Below are 25,820 nucleotides of genomic sequence, written 5' to 3' on the forward strand. Positions count from 1 at the left end.
CAACGCGGGAGCGTCTCCTCAGGGCGAGTGCTCCGCCAGGCGGTCGAGAAACGCCGCCTGGGCCTTGACGATCACCGCGCGGGCCCGGTCGAGGCCGAACCACGCCACCCGGTCCAATTCGGGGAACTCCTGGAGCCGCCCGGAGCGCGGCGGCCACTCCATCCGGAAGGTGCCGGGCGCGATCGTCGCCGGGTCGAGGTCCGCCTCGACCGCCCAGGCCGTGACGATCTTGCCGCCCGTCTGCCGGACCTCGCCCAGGGCGATGGCCTCGCCGTCCGGCGGGGGCAGCCCCAGTTCCTCCTCGAACTCGCGGCGGGCGGCCGCCCAGGCGGACTCGTCGGGCTCGTACTCGCCCTTGGGGAGGGTCCACGCTCCGGCGTCGCGGCGGGCGAAGAACGGGCCGCCCATGTGGCCGAGCAGCACTTCGAGGCCGTCGTCGGTGTGGTGGAAGAGCAGCAGGCCGGCACTGCGCCTCACGGGCTCACCTCCGGGTGCGCGGCCAGCAGCGTCTCGACCGAGTCGGCGTCCTCGGGGCGCTTGTCCTCGCGGTAGCGGACCACGCGGGCGAAGCGCAGGGTGACGCCGGCCGGGTAGCGGGTGGAGCGCTGCAGCCCGTCGTAGGCGATCTCGACGACGAGTTCCGGGCGGACGGTCACGACGTACCCGTTGTCCTCGACGGCGAGCTGCCGGAGCCGTTCGGTCTGCCAGGTGAGCATCGCGTCGGTCATGCCCTTGAAGGTCTTGCCGAGCATGGCGAGGCCGCCGTCGGCGGTGCGGGCGCCGAGGTGCAGGTTGGAGAGCTTGCCGGTGCGGCGGCCGTGGCCCCACTCGGCGGCCAGGACGACCAGGTCGAGGGTGTGCACCGGCTTGACCTTCAGCCAGGACGCGCCGCGCCGGCCCGCGCTGTAGGGGGCGTCGAGCGCCTTGGCGACGACGCCCTCGTGGCCGCGCTTCAGGGTCTCGGCGAGGAACTCCTCCGCCGTGGGCGTGTCGTCCGGGCCGGACACCAGGGCGCGCCGCACCCGCATCGGCTCGGGGACCAGGCGGGCCAGCTCGGCGTGCCGCTCGGTGAACGGCAGGTCGAGCAGGTCGCGGCCGTCGACGGAGAGCGCGTCGAAGAAGACGGGGGAGACCGGGACCGCGCGGGCGGCCGTCGCCACGTCCGTGCGGGAGCCGACGCGCCCGGCGGTCTCCTGGAACGAGCGCGGGCGTCCGCTCTCGTCGAAGGAGATCACCTCGCCGTCCAGGATGAACCGCTCGCCCCGCAACTCCCGGGCGGCGGTCGTCACTTCGGGCAGCCGGTCGGTGATGTCGTCGAGGGTGCGGGTGTAGAGGCGCACGGTGTCGCCGTCGCGGTGCACCTGGACGCGGATGCCGTCCAGCTTCTCCTCGACCGCGCAGGCGCCGAGCTTGTCGACCGCCTCGGCGACCGAGGAGGCGCTGTGCGCCAGCATCGGCAGGACCGGGCGGCCGACGGTGAGGCGGAACCGGTCGAGGGCGGCCGGGCCGTCCGCGAGCAGGGCCTCGGCGACCGCCTGGAGGGAACCGGCGAGCATCACGGCCCGCCGTACGTCCGCGGCGGGCGCCCCGGTCGCCTGGGCCAGGCCCTCGACCGCGACGGCGTCCAGCGCGCCCTGCCGTACCTCACCGGTGAGCAGCCCGAGCAGGAACCGCTGCTCGTCCTGGGTGGCGGCGCCCATCAACTCCCCGACCAGGCGGGTGCGTTCCGCCTGGGAACCGGGGCCGGACACCTTGGCGAGCTCCGACAGCCGGGCGTCCACGTCCCGCACGGTCAGGCCCGGCTCGGCGGCCGGCTCGACCGGGCGGCTCAGCACCTTCCAGCCGACGCCGATCCGGCCCTGCGGCAGCCGTCCGGCCAGGTAGGGGATGACGATCGGCACGTCGTCCGCCTCGGCGTCCCGGAAGAGCTCCGCGAGCAGGGCCGTCTTCCGGGACCGCGCCGAGGTGGCGGCGACCTCCTGGGACACTCGGGCCAGCCGGTGCAGCAGCATGCAGCCATGGTGCACCGGAGGCGATGCCTCTACACCTGGGCGGGCGGGTGCGCCGGTCTTGGAGAGGAGCCCTCAGACCGCGTCCAGGTCCGTCATCAGCAGGTCCCCGACGATGGCCGACGCCGCCCGGTAGCCGCCGCTCGCCGCGTGCACGACCTGCTCGGCGAAGCCGATCGCGTTGCCCGCGGCCCACACGCCCGGCACGCTCGTCAGGCCGTTCCCGTCGACCACCGGGTACGCGCCGAACGGCGTCTCGTGCAGCTCGGCGCCCAGCCGCTCCAGCAGGCCGGTCTGGGGCACGGGCCGCGGGGCGGTGAACAGCACCGAGCGGGCGTGCGTCGTACCGTCCGCGAGCCGGACCCCGGTGAGCCGGTCGTCCTCGACCACCAGCCCGGCGACCTCCCCGGGCACCACGTCGACCCCGGCCGCGGCGAGCCGGCGCAGGTCCTGGTCGGACAGCTCCTCCTCGGCGACCGTGTGCAGGAAGAACCGCACGTCCTTCGACCACTGCGACACGATCAGCGCCTGGTGGACGCTCGCCGGGCTGGTCGCGAGCACCCCGAACGGCTGGTCGCGCACCTCCCAGCCATGGCAGAACGGGCAGTGCAGCACGTCCTTGCCGAACCGCTCGGCGACGCCGGGGACGGCGGGCAGCTCGTCCTTCAGCCCGGTCGCGACCACCAGCCGCCGCGCCCGCACGGTCCGGCCGCCGGCCAGCACCACGGAGAAGTCCTCGCCCTTCTCCACGTCCACCACCCGGTCCCGCACCAGTTCCACGCCGTACCGTGCGATCTCCTCCCGGCCGATGGCGAGGAACTCGGCGGGCGGCATGCCGTCCCGCGACAGGTAGCCCTGCATGTGGGCGGCGGGCGCGTTGCGCGGCTCGCCCGCGTCGACGACCAGCGTGCGGTGCCGGGCCCGCCCCAGCACCAGCCCCGCGCTCAGGCCCGCGGCACCCCCGCCGACGACGACCACTGCGTACTTCTCGGTCATGGTGACCACCTCCGCCGCCGAGAATCGCCCCGGCGATACGGGATTGACAAACGCGTTTGCCGAATCTGCAATACGAGCATGACGACGGACGAGGTACTCGCGGGCGTGGGCCCCCGGCTGCGGCAGATGCGCAAGGACCGGGAGGTGACCCTGGCGGCCCTCTCGGAGGCCACCGGCATCTCCGTCAGCACCCTTTCGCGGCTGGAGTCGGGCCTGCGCAAACCCAGTCTGGAGCTGCTGCTGCCGATCGCGCGCGCTCACCAGGTGGCGCTGGACGAGCTGGTCGGGGCACCGCCGGCCGGTGATCCCCGGGTGCGGTCGAAGCCGATCGTGATGGGCGGCCGCACCCTCTGGCCGCTCACCCGGCAGCCCGGCGGCCTCCAGGCCTACAAGGTGCTCGAACCCCAGCGCAGGGAGGAGCCGGACCCGCGCACCCACGAGGGCTACGAGTGGATGTACGTGCTGTCCGGGAAGCTGCGCCTGGTGCTCGGCGAGCACGACGTGGTGCTCACGGCGGGGGAGGCCGCCGAGTTCGACACCCGGGTGCCGCACTGGTTCGGGTCGACGGGGGAGGGGCCGGTGGAGTTCCTCAGCCTGTTCGGGCCGCAGGGGGAGCGAATGCACGTGCGGGCGCGGCCGAAGCGGTCGTGACACACGAGATGTCGGCCGGCCGGACTCTTCACCCGGAGACTGTTCCCTGATCGGCAAGCGACCGCTTAGTATGCGAACCGACCCCGGTCAGACGAAGCAGTCCCGTGGAGGCACCGCATGCAGGCATGGCAAGTGCACGAGAACGGCGAGCCGAGCGCGGTGATGCGCCTGGCGGACGTGGCGCCGCCCGCGCCCGGCGACGGCCAGGTCCTGCTGAAGGTGCGCGCCGCGAACATCAACTTCCCCGACGCCCTGCTGTGCCGCGGCCAGTACCAGGTCAGGCCGCCGCTGCCGTTCACCCCGGGCGTCGAGATCTGCGGCGAGACCGAGGACGGCCGCCGCGTCATCGCCAACCCGGCGCTGCCCCACGGCGGCTTCGCCGAGTACGCCGTCGCGGACTTTGCCGCTCTCCTGCCCGCCCCGGACGCCCTGGACGACGCCGAGGCCGCCGCCCTGCACATCGGTTACCAGACGGGCTGGTTCGGACTGCACCGCCGGGCGGGTCTGGAAGCCGGCGAGACCCTGCTCGTCCACGCTGCCGCAGGAGGGGTCGGCAGCGCGGCCGTGCAGCTCGGGAAGGCCGCCGGCGCCACCGTCATCGGTGTCGTCGGGGGCCCCGAGAAGGCGGCCGTCGCCAAGGACCTGGGCTGTGACGTGGTCATCGACCGGCGCGGCGAGGACGTCGTCGCCGCCGTGAAGGAGGCCACCGGCGGCCGGGGCGCCGACGTGATCTACGACCCCGTCGGCGGCGATGCCTACGCCCAGTCCGCCAAGGTCGTCGCCTTCGAGGGGCGGATCGTCGTCGTCGGCTTCGCCAGCGGCTCGATCCCCAGTCCGGGCCTGAACCACGCCCTGGTGAAGAACTACTCGATCCTGGGCCTGCACTGGGGCCTGTACAACACCAAGGACCCGAAGCTGGTCCGGCACTGCCACGAGCAGCTCACCGAGCTGGCCGCCCGGGGCGCCATCAAGCCGCTGGTGAGCGAGCGGGTGCCGCTCGGCGGTGCCGCCGACGCCGTGCAGAAGGTCGCGGACGGCCGCACCACCGGCCGCGTCGCCGTCGTCCTGGAGGGAGCAGCATGACCGACGCCGAGGAACTGCGCCGCCGTACGCGGGAGTTGCTGGCCGCGCACCCGCCGGCCTCGACCGACCGCCTGGACTTCCTCCGGGCCCGCTTCGACGCCGGACTGGCGTGGGTGCACTACCCCGAGGGGCTCGGCGGACTCGGCGCGCCCCGCTCCCTCCAGGCCGTCGTGGACGCCGAGCTGGAGGCGGCCGGGGCTCCCGACAACGATCCGCGGCGCATCGGCATCGGCCTCGGCATGGCCGCGCCGACCATCCTGGGCTACGGCACCGAGGAGCAGAAGCGGCGGTTCCTCAGGCCGCTGTGGACGGGGGAGGAGGTCTGGTGCCAGCTGTTCAGCGAACCCGGCGCCGGATCCGACCTCGCCGCGCTCGGCACCCGGGCCGTCCGGGAAGGTGGGGGCCCCTCCCGCTCGAGCGAAGCCGAGAGTGGGGGAGACTGGGTGGTGAACGGGCAGAAGGTCTGGACGTCCAGCGCCCATGTCGCCCGCTGGGCGATCCTCATCGCCCGCACCGACCCGGACGTGCCCAAGCACCGCGGCATCACGTACTTCGTGTGCGACATGACCGACCCGGGTGTCGAGGTGCGGCCGCTGCGGCAGATCACCGGCGAGGCCGAGTTCAACGAGGTGTTCCTCACCGACGTCCGCATCCCGGACGCGCACCGTCTCGGCGCGGTCGGTGAGGGCTGGAAGGTCGCCCAGACCACGCTGAACAACGAGCGCGTGGCCATCGGCGGCATGCGGCTGCCCCGCGAGGGCGGCATGATCGGCCCGGTCTCGAAGACCTGGCGCGAGCGCCCCGAGCTGCGCACCCACGACCTGCACCAGCGGCTGCTGAAGCTCTGGGTGGAGGCCGAGGTCTCCCGCCTCACCGCCGAGCGGCTGCGCCAGCAGCTCGTCGCCGGACAGCCCGGCCCCGAAGGCGCCGGCATGAAGCTGGCCTTCGCCCGCCTCAACCAGGAGATCAGCGGCCTGGAGGTGGAACTCCTCGGCGAGGAGGGCCTGTTGTACGACGACTGGACCATGCGCCGCCCGGAACTGGTCGACTTCACCGGCCGCGAGGCCGGCTACCGCTACCTGCGCTCCAAGGGCAACAGCATCGAGGGCGGGACCAGCGAGGTCCTGCTCAACATCGTCGCCGAGCGGGTCCTCGGCCTGCCCGCCGAGCCGCGCACCGACAAGGACGTCGCCTGGAAGGACCTCGCCCGATGAGCGACCTGTTGTACTCGGAAGAGGAAGAGGCGCTGCGCGCCGCCGTCCGCGACCTGCTCGCCGACCACTGCGACGCGCCCGGCGTCATCGCCCGCACCGAGTCGGACGCCCCGCACCACCTGGAGCTGTGGAAGACGCTCACCGATGGCATGGGCCTCGCGGGCCTGCTGGTGCCCGAGGAACTGGGCGGCCAGGGCGCCACCCACCGGGAAGCCGCCGTGGTGCTGGAGGAACTGGGCCGTGCGGTCGCGCCCGTGCCGTACCTGACCAGCGCGGTCGTCGCCACCGAGGCGCTGCTCGCCTGCGGCACCGACGACCTGCTCCGCGAGCTGGCGTCCGGGACGTCGATCGGCGTACTCGCGGTCGCCCTCAACGTCGCACCGGGCACCGCCTACAAGGCCGTCCGGCACGACGACGGCGTCCTGCGCGGCGAGCTGACCGCCATCGCGGACGCGGCCGCCGCGGACGTGCTGCTCGTGCCCGCCGACGACGGCGGCCTGTACGCGGTCGACGCCACCGCCGCGACCGTCACGCCCCAGATCTCCCTGGACCTGACCCGGCCGCTCGCGACCGTCACCCTCGACGGAGTCCCGGGCCGCCTCCTCGGCGACGCCGAGCCCGCCGTCCGCCGGGCCCTGCGCGCCGGAGCCGGACTGCTCGCCTCCGAGCAGTTCGGCCTGGCCGACCGGTCGCTGACGGAGACCGTCCGCTACCTGAAGGAACGCAAGCAGTTCAACCGGCCCGTCGGCGGCTTCCAGGCGCTCAAGCACCGGCTGGCCCAGCTGTGGCTGGAGTCCGTCAACCTCCGCGCGGCCGCCCGCAACGCCGCCGACGCCCTGGCCACCGGCGAGGACGTCGACGTGGCCGTCACCGTCGCCCAGGCCTACGCGGCGCCGGTCGCCGTCCACGCCGCCGAGGAGGCCCTGCAACTGCACGGCGGCCTCGGCATGACCTGGGAGCACCCGGCGCACCTGTACCTCAAGCGCGCCAAGGCCGACTCCCTCGCCTACGGCACCGCCGGAGCCCACCGGGAGGCCCTGGCCGCACTGGTCGACCTCCAGGCCCCCTGACGTACACCACGCCGACACCCGGCAACAGCCCGCGGAAGACCCGGAGAAGCCCGCCCCACCTGGGGCGGGCCTTTCCGTGCGCCCAGGCCGGGTGAAGTGAACCACCGGTGGCAGTTCGGCCAACTCCACGCCCGGGCCTGCTTCTTGTGCCTGCCGGCACCCCATACTCGCAGGGTTCCGCACGGCACTCCCAGGGAGGCAGAGCATGGCCCTCACCACCCGTCGCAGAGCCCTCACCACCCTCGGCGCGGCCTTCGCCGGCGCGGTCGCCCTGCCCGCCACCGACGCGTCGGCCGGTGAACGGCGGCACGGGCGCCGCCCGTTGTGGCGCGCCCACGCCCACAACGACTACGAGCACCCGCGCCCGCTGTTCGACGCCCTCGACCACCGCTTCGGCAGCGTCGAGGCCGACATCTACCTCGTCGGCGACCAACTGCTCGTCGCCCACGACCCGGAGGACCTCGACCCCGCCCGCACTCTCGAGTCCCTCTACCTCGACCCGCTCGCCGCCCGCGTCCGGGCCAACCGGGGGTGTGTGTACCGGGGGTACCGGGGCTCGCTGCAACTGCTCATCGACATCAAGACCGAGGGCGCCTCGACGTACCTCGAACTCGACCGCCATCTGCGCCGCTACCGGCACCTGTTCACCACCTACGCCCATGGCCGCGTCCACCGCGGCCCGGTCACCGCCGTCGTCTCCGGCGACCGGGCGGCCCGCGCCCCCATGGAGGCCCAGCCCGTCCGGCACGCCTTCTACGACGGCCGCCTCACCGATCTCGGCAGCCAGGCCCCGGCCTCCTTCATCCCGCTGATCAGCGACAACTGGACGCTCAACTTCACCTGGCGGGGTGTGGGCGCCTTCCCCGACGCCGAGCGGCAGAAGCTGCGGGGCATCGTCGCGGCCGCCCACCGGCGGGGCCAGAGGGTGCGGTTCTGGGCGACCCCGGACCTGGCCGGACCCGCCCGGGACGCCCTGTGGTCCGAACTGCTCGCCGCGGACGTCGACCACCTCAACACCGACGACCTCGCCGGCCTGGAGGCGTTCCTCGACGCCCGCCGGGCGGCATAGCGTCCCGGCGAGGACACCACACGTTCGGCGGACAGCTCAGCCGCACGGACGAACCCTCCGCTACGCCACACTTACGGCCGAACGCCGTGAACCGGACAAGGCGGCGTGGCGGAGGAGTCGACGATGGCCATTTCCATCTCTGTGGTGCTGCTGCTCGTGATCCTGGCGGTGATCTTCCTGCGCAACGGCGGGCTGAAGGTCTCCCACGCCCTGGTCTGCCTGCTGCTCGGCTTCTACCTGGCCAGCACCAGCATCGCCCCCACCATCCACAGCGGCCTCACGGCGACGGCGGACATCGTGAGCAGTCTGCGGCCCTGAGGTTCAGGCTCCCGAGAACACGCCGATGCCGTTCGGGACGGCCCGTTCGGCACCGCCGCTCGGATGGTTGCGCACGGAGACCGTGCTCGCCCCGGGCTTCCGGGCGACCAGCGTCGACGACCCGCCGCCGTCCAGGCTGAAGGCGTCCTCCGAGCCCAGCTTCCGCATGGTGGCGGCCACTTCGGCGATCGTCAGGCCGGTGCGGTAGGCGGCGGCGCCGTCCAGCGCGAGGAGCAGCATGCGCTGCCCGCCGTCGGCGATCCCCACGGCCGTACGGACGGCCGAGGCCGTGTCGTCGAGCCCCGGCAGCGGCCGGCCGCCCGTGAGGACCGGGTAGCCGCCGAGGGCGAGACGGTAGGGGGTGCCGCTGGTGGCCGCCACGAGAGCGTGCTCGACCTCGACCGCCTCACCGGGGGAGAACTTCCGCAGCTGCTGGGCGCCCGCCTCGCGCCCGACCAGCACGGTGGTCCCCGCGGCGATCGGACCGCTGCCCGGGGTGTCGGCGGCCGACACGACCTTGCCGTCGCGGACCGTCACCTCGTAGGTGTCCGTGCTGCACGGCGCCGCGCGGTCCGTGTCCGTGCCGCACGTGGCGCGCACCCGGGAGGCGCTGCCCCAGTCGGAGGTGAACGCGCCGACGGAACCCACTGGCAGCGCGTACTGGTTGAGCCCGCCGAGCGGCAGCTGCGCCTCGGACGTGCGGACCGAGCCCCGCAGAGCCAGCCGGTCCAGCCGGGCCCGCCCGTCGGTGCCGACGCCGAACACATCCTCGGTGGACGTGCCGGGTGGCAGCGCCGGCCCGAAACGCTGGCCGTTCGGCACGGCCGCCTTGAGCGTCCGCCCGGCCGCGATCGCCGGGCCGACACTCGCGCCGGTCGCCTCCACGCCCGGGTGCTGTGTCTCGGAGATGTTGAAGAAGTCGCCGTTGACCCCGGCGACCGCCCCCTGCGCGTCGGCCATCCGCGAGACCTGCGCGCGCGAGGCCACCGCGCCGGGGTACAACAGCTCGACCCGGACGTGCGGGTTGCCCAGGTCGACGCTCAGCACATGCGCGTGCGTCACCCCCTTGGCCGCCTTGATGTCGAACTCCTGGTACGTGACGCCCGGTGCGACCCGCACGCCCTTCTGGACGGCGCCGGCCGGTGCCGCCCCCGCCAGGGCCGCACCGGCCAGTGCTCCGAACGCCGTGAGGAAGGCCAGCACCGCTCTGCCGGCTCCTCGCCGTGTGTGACGATCTGTCACCGTGCCCCCTGATGTCTCGTCAACTGTCCCGACACTCACGGGGCAGTGCACCAGACCACGGGGGCCAGCAGGGCGGCTCGGCGCCGACTACGCGGGAACGGCTGAAAAAACGCACCCCTCCGGGTGTCTCAGCCGTCGTCCGTTCCGGTGGCGTACGGCGTGAAGTGCGCCGGCGCGTGGTCGATCGGCAGCCCGGGCCGCCAGGCGGTGAGGGCCTGCGCGCTGCACACGAACAGCTGGTCCGGCAGCCGGTCCAGGGCGAACCAGCGCCAGCGGCCCACGCTCTCCCCGGGCTGGTCCGACGGCTCGCCCCGCCAGGCGGTGACCAGGGCCGCCACGGTCACCCGGACGACACCGCCCACGTCGTCCAGGAGCGTCCCCAGCAGCCGGACGTCCTGCGGCCGCGTCACGATCCCGGTCTCCTCGGCGAGCTCGCGCACGACCGTCTCCCGCAGCGACTCCCCGGGCTCCACCGTCCCGCCGGGCAGCTCCCACGTCCCACGCCGGTGCCGGCCGAGCAGCAGTCCGCGCGGCCCGTACAGGACGGCACCCACCCCGAGCGCCGCGTGCGCCGGCGGCGGCTTCCCGACGCGCGGCCGGGAGGAGAGGCGGACGGGCCGCGTCACCTGGAACAGCCGGTAGGACGCCTGGTTGCCGTCCTGCGGCGTGCCGAGGACGTCGACGCGCTCCACCCGCAGCCCGTACTCGGTGAGCAGCTCCGCCCACAGGTCCGGGGTGAGGACCCACATCTGGACGGTGACGTCACCGCCGCCCGCCAGCCGCAGGATCTCCGGCCGGGCCGCGACACGCTCGGACGGGCCGTCGCCGCGCGCGTTGGTGTGCAGCACCGTGAAGCAGAGCCTGCCGCCCGGTCTGAGCGCCCCGGCGAGGGCGGGCAGCAGCCGGTGCGGGTCGAGATACGGGACGGCGTTGACGGAGTAGACGACGTCGTACGGCTCCGCCGAGCGCAGGTGCTCCACCGCGTCGGCCAGGACCAGCCGCAGCCCGGGCAGCGAGCCGTAACGGGCACGCGCCCGTTCGTACTGGCCGGCCGAGGCGTCGACCGCGTCCACCAGCGCGCCGTGCGCCCGGACCAGATACGCGGCGTGCCGGGCCGGACCGCACCCGAGATCCAGCACCCGCCGCCCCGCCAGCTCCCCGAGCACCTCCACGCCCGGCCCGGCGCCCCCGAACCCCCAGTCCAGACCGGCCACTTCCGGCAGCACCGTGCCGCGCCGCAGGTGGTGTGCCCCGTACGTGTCCCATGCTTCGGCGTTGACCGCCTCAGGTCGGCTCGGCAAGGCTCAGCCACCCGCCGCCGCGTCGCGCGGAAGCACCGTGACGCGGTGGAAGTTGCAACCGACGGGCCGTGGCTCGTCGGCGGGCGGCCGGGCATGGTGGGCCTTGAGGGCGCTGCTCACCAGGGTGAGCAGCAGGTCGACGTCCGCCTCGCAGTCGAGGTGGACCGTCACCCAGCACGATCCGGGAACGAGGCGGATCGCGCTCGAACCGGAGAGGTCGTAGTGGAAGCGCTGGATGGCCCGGCGAGTGAGGTGGAGGTCCACGTCCCGCGGAGAGTGGAAGTGGACGATCTCGTCGCGGACGGAACGGAGCGCCCGTCCGGTACCGCAACTCGCCGGGCCCGCCGTGAGGTCGGGCCAGGCCTGCAGGCGCTCCAGGGCGCGCTGGGCCAGAGTCATGGTCCCATCGTCGCCTGCTTACCGTCGCGCAACCAGAGGTTGAGTGATTTGTAACCGGGACGTGAGGTGTCTGCGGTGGGCATTGGCCGTGTTTTCAGAAGGAGTTGACCAGTCTGAGGTAGCGCTTCCAGTCCCAGTGCCGGCCCGGGTCGGTGTGGTCGCTGCCCGGTACCTCGTGGTGGCCGATGATGTGCGCGCGGTTGCGGGGGATGTCGTACCTGGCGCAGATCGCCGCCGTGAGCCGGGCCGACCGCTCGTACATGACATCCGTGAAGTACTTGGGCCGATCCACCCAGCCCTCGTGCTCGATGCCGATGCTGCGGGTGTTGTAGTCCCAGTTCCCGGCGTGCCAGGCGATGTCCGACTCGCGCACGCACTGCGCCACCTTTCCGTCGGCCGCGCGTACCACGTAGTGCGCGGACACCTTCGTCCTGGGATTCCGGAAGACGGACAGGGTGCCGGAGTAGGTCGTCTGCGCGACATGGATGACCACATAGCGCAGGGGATGGGCACGAGGGCGGTTCGACGGTGTGTAGTTGGCGCGGCTCGCCGGCTGCCAGGCGGCTCCCGGGTGGTCGACGGCCTGCGGCCGGGCGGCGGCCCGGGCGTCCGGGAGCAGGGCGAACGGGACGGCGGTGAGGGCGGCGCCCATGAGGATGCCTCGCCTGCTGGGGAAAGATCGTGTCCGATGCATGAGTGGGGCCTTCCGGTGTCCACGGGCAGGTGTCACGTGCTCAACTGCGGAGCGTGGCGGCCGTTGTGGTCGCGGCTCGCGTGGATCAAGTTACGGCGACCGCGGGCAGGCCGTCGGGACGCGCCGCAAGACGGTGGACGGGCCGGAGAATGTGGATAACTCGCTCACTCGGCCGGGTGATTCGAGACGCGGGACGACATGAGCGGCGGGTCGGTGAACGCCCTTTTCAGGCCCGCCCTGCGACGGCCGCCGGGTCGTCCAGCACCGCCCGCACCACCGAGTGCGCCGCCCCGAGCAGCGGCCCCTCCGGGCCCAGCCGGGACACCGACACGGGACAGACCGGACCCGCGGTCCGCCGCGCCAACTCCTCCCTCAACGAGGGCAGCAGCCAGGGCGCCAGGCCCGACAGCTCCCCGCCCAGCACCACGCTCTCCGGGTCGAGCAGGTTGACCGCCCCCGTCAGGGCGACACCGAGCGCGGTGCCCGCCTCACGCAGAGCCCGGCGCACATCCTCGTCGCCGTCCGCGGCGCGCCCCGCGAGCAGTCCCACGCGGTCCTCGTCCGGCTCCAGCCCGGCCGCGCGCAGCACCGCCTCCTCACCGGCGTACTGCTCCAGGCACCCGCGCCCCCCGCACGCGCACACCGGCCCGTCGGGCTGGACCGGCACGTGCCCCAGCTCGCCGGCGAAACCGCGCGTTCCGCGCAGCAGCCCGCCGTCCACCACGACCGCCGCACCGATGCCGATCTCCGCCGACACGTGCAGGAAGTCGCCCGGCGTGCCGTCACCGAGCCAGAGTTCGGCGAGCGCGCCGAAGTTGGCCTCGTTGTCCACCGTCAGCGGGAACTCGCTCGGCAGCAGGCCGCCGAGGTCCGTGTCGTGCCAGCCGAGGTTCGGCGCCCGGACGACGGTCCGGGAGTCACGCGCCACCAGACCCGGCACGGCCACGGCGAGCCCGGCCGGCCACAGGCCCTCGCTCTCCGCCTCGGCGACGACCCCGTGGATCAGTTCGGTGAGTTCCGCGAGCACGGGCTCGGGGGAGCGGCCGCGGTTCACGCCCTGCCGTATCGCCCGCGCCCGCGTGGTGCCCCGCAGGTCGACGGCGCAGACCGCGAGGTGATCGACGCCGACCTCCGCGCCGATCCCGGCCGGACCGCGCCCACTGACGGCGAGCGCGGATCCGGGACGACCCACCCGGCCGGGCCGCTCGGGCCCCAGCTCCTCGATCAGCCCCGCGCGGACCAGCTCGTCGACCAGCGTCGACACCGCCGCCCGGGTCAGGCCGATCCGGGAGGCGACGGCGGCCCGGGACAGCGGTCCCTCGGCGCGGACGGTGTGCATCACACGGGCGAGGTTGCGGCGGCGCATGCCCTGCTGGGTGTCGGGCGTGGCCCGGCGCGGGCCGCCCGCGTGCGGGGTACGCCCTGGTCCGGCGGGGTGGTTCTCGTGTGGGGCACGCCCCGGTCCGGCGGGGTGGCTTGCGTGCGGCGTGTGCCCTGGTCCGGCGGGGTGGCCTTCGTGTGGGGCACGCCCCGGTCCGGCGGGGTCGCTCTCGTGCGGTGGTGCGGTCATGCCTGCGTCAGCCTCCGGGCTGGGTCAGGGGTGGGGCGGGGGAGGCCCGCCGGTGGGCCTCCCCGGGGTCGTCCGGGCCGGCTCCGCGTCTCCACAGGGTCCTCCGAGCCGGCTCCGCGCCTCCACCGGGTCGTCCGAGCACGGGATGGCCGCGTCGGCTCCCAGGGCGTTCACCGTGCACTTGCCTCAGCTCCCGGCCGTCCCCCGCTCCAGCAGCGGAGCCGCGTCGGAGAGTACCCCGGCGATCCTGGCCAGCGTCTCCTCGTCCCGCTCGACGGCGTCGAGCACCGGCCCGGCCGCCGTGTCCCAGCGCCGTGCGACCGCCGCCGGGTCCTCCCCGGTCAGCAGCCCGGCCGCCTGCGCGGCGGCGCCGAGCGCCACCAGCTCCTTCGCCTCGGGCACCTGCACGGGGCGCCCCGACAGCCGCCGGACGGTCTGCTGCCAGGCCGTGCCGCGGGCGCCGCCGCCGATCAGCAGCAGCGGTGCCGAGGGGTCCGCGTCCTCGTCCAGGACCAGGTCGAGCGCGCCCAGCAGGGAGTGGACGGCACCGTCGTAGGCGGCCTGGAGCAGCTGCCCGGCGGTGGTGTCGTGCCGCAGGCCGTGCAGCAGCCCGGAGGCGTTCGGCAGGTTCGGGGTGCGCTCGCCGTCCAGGTAGGGCAGCAGCGTGACGGCCGTGCCCGGCTCGACGGCCTCGCGGTCCAGGCCCAGCAGCGTCGCCACGCGGTCGACGGCGAGCGTGCAGTTCAGGGTGCACGCCAGCGGCAGCCAGTCGCCGCGGGCGTCGGCGAAGCCCGCCACCGTGCCGCTCGGATCGGCGGGCCGCCGCCGCGACACCGCGTACACCGTGCCCGACGTGCCGAGGCTCATCACCGGCATGCCGGGGCGCAGGCCCAGACCCAGCGCCGCCGCTGCGTTGTCGCCGGTGCCGGGCGCGACCAGGGTGCCCTTGGAGAACGGCAGGTCATGGCTGTCGCGCACCGTGCCCGCCACCTCCCCGGGCCGGACCACGCGGGGCAGCAGGGCCGGGTCGAGCCCCACGTGCGCCAGGATCTCCTCGTCGTAGGCCTCCGTCCCCGACGCCCACCAGCCCGTTCCGGAGGCGTCGCCGCGGTCGGTCGTGCCCTGACCGGTGAGGCGCTCGGTGAGGTAGTCGTGGGGGAGGCGCACGGCCTTCGTGGCGCGGACCGCCTCCGGCTCGTGCTCGGCCAGCCAGGCCCACTTGGTGACCGTGAACGAGGCCGCGGGGACGAGGCCGGTGCGTTCGGCCCAGACCTTCGCGCCGCCCAGCTCCTCGGTCAGCCGGCGTGCCTGCGGCGCCGAGCGCACGTCGTTCCACAGCAGGGCCGGGCGCACCGGCTCGCCCCGGTCGTCCAGGGCGACCAGGCCGTGCTGCTGGCCGCCGACCGACACCGCGGCGGCCTCGTGCGCCGCGTCGCCGCACTGGCGCAGGGCCTCGCACAGCGCGTCCCACCACTGGCGCGGATCACTCTCGCGGCCGGCCCCGGAGGAGACGCTGTGCGGCGCCTGGCCGCTCGCGACGACCCGGCCGGTGGCCGCGTCGACGACCAGCGCCTTCGTGGACTGGGTGGACGAGTCCACGCCGACGACGAGCGGACCCTCGGCTGTTGACATCGGGCTTCTCCCTACTGCGCGCGGCTCGTGTCTCCGTTCGGAGGCACCTTGTCTCTTCCCAGAGAGGTGCTCGCATACTAATTTGTAAATCGGCATGACGAAATAGCCTCAGCGAGCAAGGAGCCGCGGCATGAGCTACCAGCCCACCCCCGAGGACAGGTTCACCTTCGGCCTGTGGACCGTCGGCTGGCAGGGACGGGACCCCTTCGGCGACGCCACGCGGCGTGCCCTCGACCCGGTCGAGACGGTGCAGCGCCTGGCCGAGCTCGGCGCGCACGGCGTCACCTTCCACGACGACGACCTCATCCCGTTCGGCTCGAGCGACACCGAGCGCGAGGCCCACATCAAGCGCTTCCGGCAGGCGCTGGACGCCACGGGCATGAAGGTCCCGATGGCCACCACCAACCTCTTCACGCACCCGGTCTTCAAGGACGGCGCGTTCACCGCCAACGACCGCGACGTGCGCCGCTACGCCCTGCGCAAGACCATCCGCAACATCGACCTCGCCGTCGAACTCGGCGCCCAGGTGTACGTGGCCTGGGGCGGCCGGGAGGGGGCCGAGTCGGGCGCCGCCAAGGACGTCCGCGCGGCCCTGGACCGGATGAAGGAGGCCTTCGACCTGCTCGGCGAGTACGTCACCTCCCAGGGCTACGACCTGCGCTTCGCCATCGAGCCCAAGCCGAACGAGCCGCGCGGCGACATCCTGCTGCCGACCGTCGGCCACGCCCTGGCGTTCATCGAGCGCCTGGAGCGTCCGGAGCTGTACGGCGTCAACCCCGAGGTGGGGCACGAGCAGATGGCCGGGCTGAACTTCCCGCACGGCATCGCGCAGGCCCTGTGGGCGGGCAAGCTGTTCCACATCGACCTCAACGGCCAGTCCGGCATCAAGTACGACCAGGACCTGCGCTTCGGCGCCGGTGACCTGCGCGCCGCGTTCTGGCTGGTCGACCTGCTGGAGTCGGCCGGCTACAGCGGCCCGCGGCACTTCGACTTCAAGCCGCCGCGGACCGAGGACCTGGACGGCGTGTGGGCCTCCGCGGCCGGCTGCATGCGCAACTACCTGATCCTCAAGGAGCGCGCCGCCGCCTTCCGTTCCGACCCGGAGGTCCAGGAGGCCCTGCGCGCCGCCCGCCTGGACGAGCTGGCCCAGCCCACCGCCGCGGACGGCCTGCAGGCCCTGCTTGCCGACCGGTCGGCCTTCGAGGCCTTCGACGTCGAGGCGGCCGCGGCCCGCGGCATGGCCTTCGAGCGCCTGGACCAGCTGGCGATGGACCACCTGCTGGGGGCGCGCGGCTGAGACACGCGCGCGGGTGGGCCCGTCCGGTCGAGCCGGGCGTTGCCCGTCCCGGAGACGTGAGCCCACGCGCGCGTGCGGGCCCGAAGTCGTGAGCCCACGCGCGCGTACGGGCCCGAAGTCGTGAGCCCACGCGCGCGTACGGGCCCGTCGGCCGGTCATGGTGAGCGGCCGACGGGCCCGTCATGCTCCGGAATCATGCGATCCGTGGCATGAGCCCGTATCAACCTCCGTGCGCCCCTCCCGCCTTGAGGAGAAGGCGGCGACCCTGGTCGGTATGGCCCTGCCGCCCGTACCGCCTCACCCGCCCGGGCCTCCCCGGCGCCGGAATCCGCTGATCGTCCTGCTCGCCGTGCTCGTGGCCGCCGCAGCCGTGTCCGTCGTGGTGCTGATGGCCTCGGGGCGGGACGACCCGGCGGACAAGGAGCCGCCCGGCGACAGCGCGAGCCGCACTCCCGCGCCGTCCTTCGGCATTCCCACCGAGCTGCCCTCCAGGCTGCCGAGCGAGCTGCCGACCCGGCTGCCGTCGGGCTTTCCCACCCGGCTGCCGAGCGATCTGCCGAGCGGCTTCGAATCGCTCCTTCCGTCGCTGGACCCCGGCGAGCTACTGCGCTGACGGCAGCGCGGAATCGTCCCCGGCGGCGAGTCCGGCGGACGTCAGGGCCGTCGCCGGATCCTGGGCCGCGCCTCCCGAGGGCATCCAGCGGCCGCGTTCCCTGTGGTACGGCCACCACCGGCCGTCCCGGCCGAGCCGGAGCTGGACCGGTGCGCCGACCACCGTCCACCGATTGCCCCGGGCCCGCAGCTCCGGCCGCTCGTCCGCGTCCCAGGCCGACTCCAGGGCGGCACGCGCGCGTGCCAGCGCCTCGCCCTCCACCCGCCACTCCTCGTCGAGGACGGACAGCGCGTCCGAGCCCCCGAGCCGCCAGGCGCGTACCGCGGCCGCCAGCCCCTCCCGGCCGCGTCCCGACCCGTCGGCGAGACGGTCCGCCACCTCCCCCGGGGGGTCGCCCGCGGCCAGTCGCACCGCGTCCTGCGCCACCGTCGGCTCGGTGTCGCAGGAGCCCCGGAGCGCCTCCGCGAGCAGGCGGTGGGCCTGAACGGCGGTCCGGGCGGCCAGGAACTCCAGCGCGGCCGGGTCGATGCCCGCGGCGGGCGGTGTCCCGGTGTCCAGGGACGGCGGGAGGCCCGGCTCGCCGGGCAGTTCGGGCAGGGCCGGCAGCGGGGGCAGGATGTCACCGGCCGCGTACGCCTCGGCCGCGTCCACGCCCTCCGGCCCCGAGGGCTCGGCGGTGGACGCCCCACTGCGCGACTGCAGGTCGCCCAGCAGGGTGGCTTCGTCGCGCCCCCGCATCAGCAGCAGGACGAACGGGTCCTGGTCCAGCAGCCGTGCCACCTGGTAGCAGAGCGCCGCCGTGTGCCCGCAGTGATCCCAGGCCTCGCAGCCGCACTCCGGCTCCAGATCGCCCAGGCCCGGGAGCAGTTCGACGCCCGCGGCGGCCGCATCCTCGACCAGGTGCGGCGGCATCTCCCGGTCCAGCAGCGCCGCCACATGACCGGCCCGCTCCACGGTCATGTCCAGGAGCCGGTCCCACTGCTCGGCCGTCAGCTCCGCCAGCAGGACGTCGGCCCGTTGCGGCGTGCGGTCGCGGTCCTGGATGACGGCCGTGAGCCGCCCCGGGCGCACCGACACCGCGCCGACCGCTCCCGCGCGCGCCAGCCGGCGGCCCGTCTTGAGCTGCGCCGAGTCCAGCGCCGTGTCCTCCAGCGCCTTCAGCCACGCCTGGCCCCACCAGGTCTGCGCGAAGCCCTTCCCGCGCGCGGGAGGCAGCGCGGCGAACGTCCGCTCCCTGTCTTCGCCTTCGTCGTGCCGAGTCATCGCAGGCCCCCTCGCAGTTCGACCAGATCCGCCAGCTCCGCGTCCGTCAGCTCCGTGAGCGCCGCCTCGCCCGAGCCCAGGACCGCGTCCGCCAGCTCCCGCTTGCGGGCGAGCAGTTCGGCGATGCGGTCCTCGATGGTTCCCTCCGCGATGATCCGGTGGACCTGCACGGGCCGCGTCTGCCCGATGCGGTAGGCGCGGTCGGTCGCCTGCGCCTCCACCGCCGGGTTCCACCAGCGGTCGTAGTGCACGACGTGCTCGGCCCGGGTGAGGTTCAGACCGGTGCCGGCCGCCTTCAGCGACAGCAGGAACACCGGCACGTCACCGTCCTGGAAGCGCCGCACCATGGCCTCGCGCTCGGCGACGGGCGTCCCGCCGTGCAGGAACTGCGTGGGCGTCCCGCGGGCCGCCAGGTGCCGTTCGAGGAGACGGGCCAACTGCACGTACTGCGTGAAGACCAGCACGCCCGCCCGCTCCGCGAGAATCGTGTCCAGCAGTTCGTCCAGCAGCTCCAGCTTCCCGGAGCGTCCGGCGATCACCGGCCGCTCCTCCTTCAGGTACTGCGCGGGGTGGTTGCAGATCTGCTTGAGGCCGGTCAGCAGCTTCACGATCAGGCCCCGTCGCGCCATGCTGTCCGCCCCGGCGATCTCAGCGAGCGCCTCGCGCACCACGGCCTCGTACAGAGCCGCCTGCTCCTGGGTGAGCGACACGGCGTGGTCCGTCTCCGTCTTCGGCGGCAGCTCGGGCGCGATCCCCGGGTCAGACTTGCGGCGGCGCAGCAGGAACGGCCGGACCAGCCGGGACAGCCGGTCCGCGGCGGCCGGGTCCTGGCCGCCCTCGACGGCCTCCGCGTACCGCCGGCGGAAGGTGCCGAGCCGGCCCAGCAGTCCCGGGGTCGTCCAGTCGAGGATCGCCCACAGCTCCGACAGGTTGTTCTCCACCGGGGTGCCCGTGAGCGCCACGCGCGCGCGTGCCCCGATGGAACGCAGCTCCCGGGCGGTCGAGGAGTACGGGTTCTTCACGTGCTGGGCCTCGTCCGTCACGAGCAGGCCCCACGGCACCCCGGCCAGCCGGGAGGCGTCCAGGCGCATCGTGCCGTACGTGGTGAGCACGAACTCCCCGTCGGCCAGGCCGTCCAGGCTGCGCCGCGCGCCGTGGAAGCGCCGCACCCGGGTGCCGGGCGCGAACCGCTCGATCTCCCGCTGCCAGTTGCCCATCAGGGACGTCGGGCAGACCACCAGGGTGGGCCCGGCGGACCGGGAGTCGGTCTGCCGGTGCAGGTGCAGGGCGATCAGCGTGATCGTCTTGCCGAGCCCCATGTCGTCGGCGAGACAGCAGCCGAGGCCCAGGGATGTCATGCTCGCGAGCCAGTTCAGGCCCCGCCGCTGGTAGTCCCGCAGGGTGGCCGCGAGGGCGGCCGGCTGTTCCACGGGCTGCTGCCCCTCGGGGTTCTCCAGCCTCTCCCGCAGGGCCGCCAGCCACCCGGTGGGCCGCACCTCGACCCGGTGGCCGTCCACCTCCGCCCAGCCGGTCAGGGCCGCGCCCAGCGCGTCCACCGGCGTGACCTTGCGGTCCTGCCGGGAGCGGGCCAGGCGCACCTCCTGAGGGTCGATCAGGACCCACTGGTCGCGCAGCCGCACCACCGGGCGTTTGGCCTCGGCGAGACGGTCCAGTTCCTCGCGACTCAGCCGCTGGTCGCCCAGTGTGAACGACCAGTTGAAGGCGAGCAGCGCGTCGGCGGAGAGGAACGACGGCATGGCGGCGGAGGCCTTGCCGGACTCGGACTCGGACCCGGATTCGGGCTTGTTGTCGGACGGCCCCGCCTCCGCGGGACCCACCTCCGCGCGCGTGGTGAGGTTGCGGGTCAGACCCTTCGGCCAGTGCACGTCGACGCCGGCCGCCGCCAGGGCGCGGGCGCCGGCGCCGAGGAGTTCGGTGACCTCCTCGTCGTCGAGCTCGACCGCGTCCGGCACGGCCGCCGACAGCAGCGGCGTCAGCGAGGGCCAGGCCCGGGCCGCACGGCGCAGGGCGAGCAGGGCGTCCATCCGCGCGCGCGGGCCGAACGCCTCGCTCCGGGCGCCGTCGGCCCAGACGTCCGCGGCGTCCGCGACGAGCGCGGCATCGCTCACGCTGTGCACCTGGAGCACGGCCCGGAACGCCACGTCCGTGTCGTCGGGTGCCGTGTCGTCGAACGCCGTGTCGTCGGCCAGCCCCTGCGCCTCGATCCGCAGCGACAGCCGCACGCCCGCGTCGTGGCCCGCGGCGACGTCCGCCGCCCACGCGCGCTGCTCCGGCAGGTGCACCGGGTCAGGTGCCGCGTAGGCGGGGTCGCCGGTCACCAGTGGCGCTGCGGGGGAGCGTGGCAGGGTGTCGGCGACCGCGTCGAGGAAGGCGCGCAGGAGCTGCTCCGGGTCGGGCAACCGCAGCGCCCCCGCGCCGTCCGGCGGCACGGCGTGCGCCTCGGGCGGCATCGCGGCGGCGAGGCGGCGTACGGCCTCGACGTCCTGGGCGCGCAGCGGGCCGGTGCGCCAGGCGTCGTGGTCGCCCGGGGACAGTCCCGGGAGCAGCAGCCCGCGCGCGACGAGGTGCAGGGCGTGCAGGGCCGCCGCGCCCCAGAACACGGTGGACCGGTGCCCCTGCGTACCGGCACGCGCGCGTGTGAGGACCGGCAGGGCCGCGCGGACGGGCAGCAGGACGGCGGGCACGTCCTCCGGCTCGACGCCGTCGTCGCCGGGCACGACGACGGTCAGGTCCGCGACGGTCGCCGCCGCCACGGCCGGAGGAGGCGCGCCGTCGGGCCGCCAGAACGCGACGGTGCCGGTGCGGGCAGGGTCGCCGGGCAGGAACACGGCGCAGCAGGAGGCCAGTTCGGAGATCTCGGAGGAAGGTGCCGGGGGAGTCGGATGCTCGACTATGACTGAGTCCTCAAATTTGACTAGCGGGACGGAGTCGCCGAGAGTACAGCACTTTCGGCGCAGACGGGTATGGCGAGGCTGTGAGCTGGGTCACCATGGAGGTCTCAGGGGTGCGTCGGGGTCGCGCCTCAGGGATGTCTCAGGGTCGCGGTCCGGAACCGCCGCACGCGCGGGTCCGTTTTCGGGACAGAGAGCGGCAATGGCCGCGAAGGAGGCGACAGTCATGTCGAAGAACGCCAAGATCGCCGCGGGCGGTGTGGCGGTCGGGCTCATCCTGCTGATCTGGCTGCCCTGGTGGGCCGCGCTGCTGATCATCCTGGGAGTCCCGGCCGCCGCGTACCTCACGCTGGACCCCTCACAGCGGCGCAGGCTGCGCCGCGCCACCCGCAAGGAACTCGGCCGCTGACCGGCCGCACCGCAGTCCGGCCGGCCACCCCGGCCCGCGCCGGTCGGTTCGGCCGGGCTGTAGCTCGGCCGGCGGGCCCGGGGCGTCGGTCGGTTCGGCCGTACGTAGTCGGCTCGCCGCCCCGGCTCGCCGGTCAGTTCGGCCGCACGGCCATTTTGTCGAGTGCCTCGAGGAGACCTGGCAGCTCCGGCCCCCGGCCCACCGGCAGGACCTCGCCGGGTTCCTCGTCGAGCAGCACGAACGCGATGTCGTCGGTCCTGGCCACGAGCGACCAGCCGGGACCGTCGGCCCGCAGGGTCCGCGCGTCGCCCGGCGCGAAGGACGAGCGGACCCGGCCCAGCGGCGGCGGCGAGTCGAGGTAGGTGCGGGCCTCTGCGAGGACGCGCCGGATGCCGCTGTGGCCCGGTTGCTCGTTCCCCCCGCTCCGCTCGTTCCCCCCGCTCTGCTCCGGACCGCCGGCCACGTCGCCGCCGTCCACCTCGCCGCCGTCCCCCTCGCCCGTTGTCCCGGAGGCCCCCGGTGCCGCGAACGCCGCGTCGTCCACCTGCTCCCGCCACGTCGCCCACTGCAGCGCGATTTCGTCGGCGCCCAGGCGCCGCTGGGCCGGTCCCCAGACGGTGGTGTCCGGCGGGGTCAGCGGGGGCCGGTCGTCGACCTCCGGGCCGGGGTCGTGCGGCGCGGGCACCCCGGGGGCCGCGACGGCGACCGCGAGGGGCCAGCCGGGCAGCGCCGCGACGACCGTGCGCTCGTCGGGCGACAGCTCGTACTCCATGCCGCAGTCCCAGGACGCGATCGCGACGGCCACCAGGGAGACGTCGTCGATGACCACGGTCCAGCGGGCGCCGTCGCCGTCCTGGCCGAGCACCAGCCCGTACCCGTCGGCGAGCGGCGCGAGGCCGAGCGCCGCGCACGCCTCCGGGTAGTCGTCGCCCAGCACGCTCGGGAACTTCGCCGGCGTCAGCAGCACCGCCGTGAGCACATAGAGCGCATCGTCCGCGGCGGCGACGGCGTCCTCGTCCGTCCCGGCCATCCCAGCCTCCCCATCCGTTGGTCCAACGGCGCGCACCCTAGTGCGCCCGGAAGCCGCTTGTCACGACCTCGCAGGCGCACCCGGAGCTGCAGTTTTCCGGCGGACGGGGCGAATCGGCCGTCCGGGCCGGGCACCTCACGCCGTCGGCAGGCCCAGCAGTTCACGGGCCACGGTCCCCGGAGACTCGCCCCGTTCCCGCGCGAGCGCGACGACGGCCCGGCAGGCCAGCTCGTTCACCCCGAACGACAGCGCCTCCGGCGACACCCAGCCGGACGCCTCGTCGGCCCGCTCCTGGTCGTCCTCGGCGCAGGCCGTGACGTAGACGGCCGCGGCCTCGAAGAGATTGTGCGGACGTTTGTCCCCGTCGGACTTCGTCTCCGTGCGCAAGGCACCTGCGACTCTGCCTCCGGCCTTGCGGACCTTGTTCCACATGTGCTGACCACCTTCCCCCTGTGCGTTTTCCCCGCTCACCGTTCATCTCCCGCTCACCAACGTAGAGTTGGACCTTCGGTGGCAGGAAGGGGAGGGTACCGTGAAGCGCTTCGAACGGCTGGAACGAATCCGTCGCATGGACCCCTACCGGGACGCCTCGGACATCTATCGGCTGAGCGTGGCGTACGAGTTCCCGTGGGACTTCACCCGTTCCCTGGAGCTGGCGCTGTACCGCACCTACGCCGTCCCGAGCATCGGCCGCCTGCTCGCCGAGACGGCGGAGCTCACGGAGCGTACGCAGAAGCGCTACGACGACACCTCGCTGCTGCTGGACGCCATCGTCGAGCACGGCTTCGACGCCGAGCAGGGCAGGACCGCGATCCGTCGCATCAACCAGATGCACCGCAGCTACGACATCAGCGACGAGGACATGCGCTACGTGCTCTGCACGTTCGTCGTGATGCCCAGGCGGTGGATCGACGCCTACGGCTGGCGCAGGATGTCGAGCCACGAGGTCGTCGCCAGCGTCGTCCACTACCGCACGCTGGGCCGGCACATGGGCATCAAGGACATCCCCGAGACCTACGAGGAGTTCGAGACCTGCCTCGACGACTACGAGGCGGCCCGCTTCGCCTGGGACGAGGACGCCCGCCGCGTCGCGGACGCCACGCTCGACCTCATGGTCTCCTGGTACCCGCGCCCGCTCGCGCCCCTGCTGCGCGGCGCGATCCTCTCGCTGCTCGACGATCCGCTCCTGCGCGCCTTCCGCTACACCCCGCCGAGCGCCGCCACGCGCGCGTGGGCGCGTCGCGCGGTACGGCTGAGGGGGCGTGCCGTCCGCCTGCTGCCGCCCCGGCGCGCCCCGCACTTCGCCCGGCAGAACTGGGAGATCAAGAGCTACCCGAACGGCTACCGGATCGCCGACCTGGGCACCCGCCCCGTCCCCGGCGTCCGGGGCTGCCCCGTGCGGCACGTGGAAGTGCCCGGCTCCGAGGCCCGGTGACACGCTGTCTCAGTCCTCGCGGACGGCGAGCGCCAGGAAGCGGGCGTCCTCGTCGACGTACGACCTCAAGCGCCACCCGGAACCGGCCAGCAGTGGACGCAGGTTGGGCTCGGCGCGCAGGTCGTCCGCGGTGAGCGGGCGGCCGTGGCGAGCCGCCAGCGCCGCCCTGCCGATGGGGTGGAACAGCGCCAGCAGACCTCCGGGACGCACCACGCGCGCCAGTTCCCGCAGGTTCTCGGCCGGGCTCGGCAGATGCGAGACGAGACCCGCCCCGAACACGGCGTCCAGCGACCGCGGGCGCAGGGGCAGCGCGGCGACGTCCGCGAGCAGCAACACCCCGTCGCGGTCCCGTCCGGCCCGTACGGCCTCGCGCAGCATGGCCGGGGTCAGATCGGCCCCGAGGACCACTCCGGACGGCCCCACGGCGGCCCGCAGCGGCGGCAGGGCGCGCCCGGTGCCGCACCCCGCGTCGAGCACACGGTCGCCCGCACGCAGCCCGAGCTCCGCGACCGCTGCGGCGTAGGCCGGGCCGTCGTCGGGGAACCGGGTGTCCCAGTCGGCGGCGCGGGCGGTGAAGAACTCCTGGACACGCGTCTGCTCGTCGCTCATGTACCGCATGATTCCTCACCGGCACAGATGACGCCTCAGTGCACATGTTCGAGCGTGACCCGATCGTTCCGGTACATCTCTGCGTCATATTCCAACACCTTTCGAAATGCGCCCCCTTCACGCGCCCCTGGCGGGTCTAGCGTCCCGGGGCCATGGGACACCTGGACCACGCCGCCCTGGGGTGGCTGACCCCCGCGCTGTCGTACGTGATGGCCTGCATAGGCGCCGCCCTCGGGCTGCGCTGCACCGTTCGCGCGCTCGCCGCCACCGGGCGCTCACGCCGCAACTGGCTCGTCACCGCCGCGTCGGCGATCGGCACCGGCATCTGGACCATGCACTTCGTGGCCATGCTCGGCTTCAGCGTCGCCGGCACCGACATCCGCTACGACGTGCCGCTGACCCTCCTGAGCCTGCTCGTCGCCATGGTCGTCGTCTGCGCCGGCGTCTTCGCCGTCGGCTACGGCCGGGACCGCGGCCGGGCCCTGCTGCTCGGCGGGCTCACCACCGGCCTCGGCGTCGCGAGCATGCACTACCTGGGCATGGCGGCCGTCCGCCTGCACGGCGACGTGACCTACGACCCGGTGCTCGTCGGGCTCTCCGTCCTGATCGCCGTCGTCGCCGCGACGGCGGCCCTGTGGGCGGCGCTCAACATCAAGTCGCCCGTCGCCGTCACCCTCGCCTCCCTGATCATGGGTGCGGCCGTCAGCAGCATGCACTACACCGGGATGTTCGCGGTGAGTGTGCGCGTCACGCCCTCCGGGGAGGCCCTGCCCGGGGCCACGGCGATGCAGTTCATCTTCCCCCTCGCCGTCGGCCTCGGGTCCTACCTCTTCCTGACCTCGGCCTTCGTCGCGCTGTCGCCGACGGCGGGGGAGCGCGAGGCGACCGCCTCGGCCCAGCGGCCGGTCGGGACTCCCGCCCATCAGCGCCCGTAGCCCCAACGGCACCCCCCGAAGCCCGAGTGGCTCGCCCCGAAGCCGGGGTGGCACACCGCCGAACCACTC

Annotated in this window: 25 protein-coding genes; 11 read left to right on the forward strand and 14 right to left on the reverse strand. The window is 74.0% G+C overall.

Annotated features, from left to right (window positions below; all coding sequences use genetic code 11):
• Positions 1-18: 18 nt before the first annotated feature.
• From ABZ386_RS06225 to ABZ386_RS06235, 3 genes are all read right to left on the reverse strand, one after another.
• Positions 19-477, reverse strand: coding sequence for an NUDIX domain-containing protein (locus ABZ386_RS06225; RefSeq protein WP_351344536.1), 459 nt, complete (start codon positions 475-477; stop codon positions 19-21).
• The gene (locus ABZ386_RS06230) at positions 474-2,012 is read right to left on the reverse strand and encodes an ATP-dependent DNA ligase (RefSeq protein WP_358963850.1); all 1,539 of its coding nucleotides are present in this window, start codon (positions 2,010-2,012) and stop codon (positions 474-476) included. Before ABZ386_RS06230 ends, ABZ386_RS06225 begins: the two co-directional genes overlap by 4 nt.
• 72 nt (positions 2,013-2,084) lie before the next feature.
• The gene (locus ABZ386_RS06235; protein WP_355721509.1) at positions 2,085-3,005 is read right to left on the reverse strand and encodes an NAD(P)/FAD-dependent oxidoreductase; all 921 of its coding nucleotides are present in this window, start codon (positions 3,003-3,005) and stop codon (positions 2,085-2,087) included.
• Positions 3,006-3,083: 78 nt separating this feature from the next.
• On the opposite strand from ABZ386_RS06235, the gene ABZ386_RS06240 reads away from it, so the two are divergent.
• The 6 genes from ABZ386_RS06240 to ABZ386_RS06265 all read left to right on the forward strand — a co-directional run bounded on the left by ABZ386_RS06240 (position 3,084) and on the right by ABZ386_RS06265 (position 8,410).
• Positions 3,084-3,656 (forward strand): XRE family transcriptional regulator, encoded by a 573-nt coding sequence (locus ABZ386_RS06240; RefSeq protein ID WP_114250662.1) that lies wholly within the window; start codon positions 3,084-3,086, stop codon positions 3,654-3,656.
• Between the two features lie 117 nt (positions 3,657-3,773).
• The gene (locus tag ABZ386_RS06245; RefSeq protein ID WP_351344526.1) at positions 3,774-4,739 is read left to right on the forward strand and encodes an NADPH:quinone oxidoreductase family protein; all 966 of its coding nucleotides are present in this window, start codon (positions 3,774-3,776) and stop codon (positions 4,737-4,739) included.
• The gene (locus ABZ386_RS06250) at positions 4,736-5,953 is read left to right on the forward strand and encodes an acyl-CoA dehydrogenase family protein (protein ID WP_351344523.1); all 1,218 of its coding nucleotides are present in this window, start codon (positions 4,736-4,738) and stop codon (positions 5,951-5,953) included. Before ABZ386_RS06245 ends, ABZ386_RS06250 begins: the two co-directional genes overlap by 4 nt.
• Entirely contained in the window at positions 5,950-7,023 is a 1,074-nt protein-coding gene (locus tag ABZ386_RS06255; RefSeq protein WP_356671887.1) for an acyl-CoA dehydrogenase family protein, read from the forward strand. Before ABZ386_RS06250 ends, ABZ386_RS06255 begins: the two co-directional genes overlap by 4 nt.
• Positions 7,024-7,228: 205 nt before the next feature.
• On the forward strand, positions 7,229-8,092 hold the full coding sequence (locus ABZ386_RS06260; protein WP_356671889.1) for a phosphatidylinositol-specific phospholipase C/glycerophosphodiester phosphodiesterase family protein: 864 nt from the start codon (positions 7,229-7,231) through the stop codon (positions 8,090-8,092).
• A 123-nt stretch (positions 8,093-8,215) separates the two neighbouring features.
• A complete protein-coding gene (locus ABZ386_RS06265; RefSeq protein ID WP_031114944.1) occupies positions 8,216-8,410 on the forward strand; it encodes a hypothetical protein in 195 nt (64 codons plus the stop codon).
• A 3-nt stretch (positions 8,411-8,413) separates the two neighbouring features.
• Here the strand turns inward: ABZ386_RS06265 and ABZ386_RS06270 are convergent, their stop codons facing one another.
• From ABZ386_RS06270 to xylB, 6 genes are all read right to left on the reverse strand, one after another.
• Positions 8,414-9,613: a phosphodiester glycosidase family protein gene (locus ABZ386_RS06270; RefSeq protein ID WP_358963854.1), complete on the reverse strand. Its 1,200-nt coding sequence runs from the start codon at positions 9,611-9,613 to the stop codon at positions 8,414-8,416.
• A 167-nt stretch (positions 9,614-9,780) separates the two neighbouring features.
• A complete protein-coding gene (locus tag ABZ386_RS06275) occupies positions 9,781-10,953 on the reverse strand; it encodes a bifunctional class I SAM-dependent methyltransferase/NUDIX hydrolase (RefSeq protein WP_358963857.1) in 1,173 nt (390 codons plus the stop codon).
• A gap of 3 nt (positions 10,954-10,956) precedes the next feature.
• Complete coding sequence (locus tag ABZ386_RS06280) at positions 10,957-11,352, reverse strand: luciferase family protein (RefSeq protein WP_358963859.1); 396 nt, start codon at positions 11,350-11,352, stop codon at positions 10,957-10,959.
• A 94-nt stretch (positions 11,353-11,446) separates the two neighbouring features.
• Positions 11,447-12,046 (reverse strand): N-acetylmuramoyl-L-alanine amidase, encoded by a 600-nt coding sequence (locus tag ABZ386_RS06285; protein ID WP_355721495.1) that lies wholly within the window; start codon positions 12,044-12,046, stop codon positions 11,447-11,449.
• Positions 12,047-12,272: 226 nt separating this feature from the next.
• Entirely contained in the window at positions 12,273-13,616 is a 1,344-nt protein-coding gene (locus tag ABZ386_RS06290; protein WP_358963862.1) for an ROK family protein, read from the reverse strand.
• A gap of 186 nt (positions 13,617-13,802) precedes the next feature.
• A complete protein-coding gene (xylB, locus tag ABZ386_RS06295; protein WP_358963864.1) occupies positions 13,803-15,248 on the reverse strand; it encodes a xylulokinase in 1,446 nt (481 codons plus the stop codon).
• A 130-nt stretch (positions 15,249-15,378) separates the two neighbouring features.
• On the opposite strand from xylB, the gene xylA reads away from it, so the two are divergent.
• Both xylA and ABZ386_RS06305 read left to right on the forward strand, forming a co-directional pair.
• Positions 15,379-16,545, forward strand: a complete 1,167-nt coding sequence (xylA, locus tag ABZ386_RS06300; protein ID WP_114250651.1) for a xylose isomerase — start codon at positions 15,379-15,381, stop codon at positions 16,543-16,545.
• Positions 16,546-16,774: 229 nt separating this feature from the next.
• A complete protein-coding gene (locus tag ABZ386_RS06305) occupies positions 16,775-17,158 on the forward strand; it encodes a hypothetical protein (RefSeq protein WP_356617898.1) in 384 nt (127 codons plus the stop codon).
• Here ABZ386_RS06305 and ABZ386_RS06310 read toward each other — a convergent pair.
• Both ABZ386_RS06310 and ABZ386_RS06315 read right to left on the reverse strand, forming a co-directional pair.
• Complete coding sequence (locus ABZ386_RS06310; protein ID WP_358963867.1) at positions 17,147-18,421, reverse strand: SWF or SNF family helicase; 1,275 nt, start codon at positions 18,419-18,421, stop codon at positions 17,147-17,149. The genes ABZ386_RS06305 and ABZ386_RS06310 overlap by 12 nt on opposite strands.
• The gene (locus tag ABZ386_RS06315; RefSeq protein ID WP_358963870.1) at positions 18,418-21,270 is read right to left on the reverse strand and encodes a DEAD/DEAH box helicase; all 2,853 of its coding nucleotides are present in this window, start codon (positions 21,268-21,270) and stop codon (positions 18,418-18,420) included. The genes ABZ386_RS06310 and ABZ386_RS06315 overlap by 4 nt, the downstream gene beginning before the upstream one ends.
• Positions 21,271-21,559: 289 nt before the next feature.
• Here ABZ386_RS06315 and ABZ386_RS06320 point away from each other — a divergent pair, with 289 nt between their 5' ends.
• Positions 21,560-21,742 carry a hypothetical protein gene (locus tag ABZ386_RS06320; protein WP_114250647.1) on the forward strand — a complete coding sequence of 61 codons (183 nt, stop codon included), beginning with the start codon at positions 21,560-21,562 and terminating at the stop codon, positions 21,740-21,742.
• A 133-nt stretch (positions 21,743-21,875) separates the two neighbouring features.
• On the opposite strand, the gene ABZ386_RS06325 is transcribed toward ABZ386_RS06320, so the two are convergent.
• Together ABZ386_RS06325 and ABZ386_RS06330 are read right to left on the reverse strand one after the other, a co-directional pair.
• On the reverse strand, positions 21,876-22,772 hold the full coding sequence (locus tag ABZ386_RS06325) for a hypothetical protein (protein WP_358963872.1): 897 nt from the start codon (positions 22,770-22,772) through the stop codon (positions 21,876-21,878).
• Between the two features lie 135 nt (positions 22,773-22,907).
• Positions 22,908-23,204 (reverse strand): hypothetical protein, encoded by a 297-nt coding sequence (locus ABZ386_RS06330; RefSeq protein ID WP_114250645.1) that lies wholly within the window; start codon positions 23,202-23,204, stop codon positions 22,908-22,910.
• Positions 23,205-23,304: 100 nt separating this feature from the next.
• Here ABZ386_RS06330 and ABZ386_RS06335 point away from each other — a divergent pair, with 100 nt between their 5' ends.
• Entirely contained in the window at positions 23,305-24,207 is a 903-nt protein-coding gene (locus tag ABZ386_RS06335) for an oxygenase MpaB family protein (RefSeq protein WP_351337106.1), read from the forward strand.
• A gap of 9 nt (positions 24,208-24,216) precedes the next feature.
• On the opposite strand, the gene ABZ386_RS06340 is transcribed toward ABZ386_RS06335, so the two are convergent.
• Complete coding sequence (locus tag ABZ386_RS06340) at positions 24,217-24,816, reverse strand: class I SAM-dependent methyltransferase (RefSeq protein ID WP_356617902.1); 600 nt, start codon at positions 24,814-24,816, stop codon at positions 24,217-24,219.
• A 152-nt stretch (positions 24,817-24,968) separates the two neighbouring features.
• On the opposite strand from ABZ386_RS06340, the gene ABZ386_RS06345 reads away from it, so the two are divergent.
• Positions 24,969-25,751, forward strand: a complete 783-nt coding sequence (locus ABZ386_RS06345; RefSeq protein WP_355726082.1) for an MHYT domain-containing protein — start codon at positions 24,969-24,971, stop codon at positions 25,749-25,751.
• Positions 25,752-25,820 lie beyond the last annotated feature (69 nt).

The sequence above is a fragment of the Streptomyces sp. NPDC006140 genome (assembly GCF_040628815.1).
GTDB lineage: Bacteria > Actinomycetota > Actinomycetes > Streptomycetales > Streptomycetaceae > Streptomyces.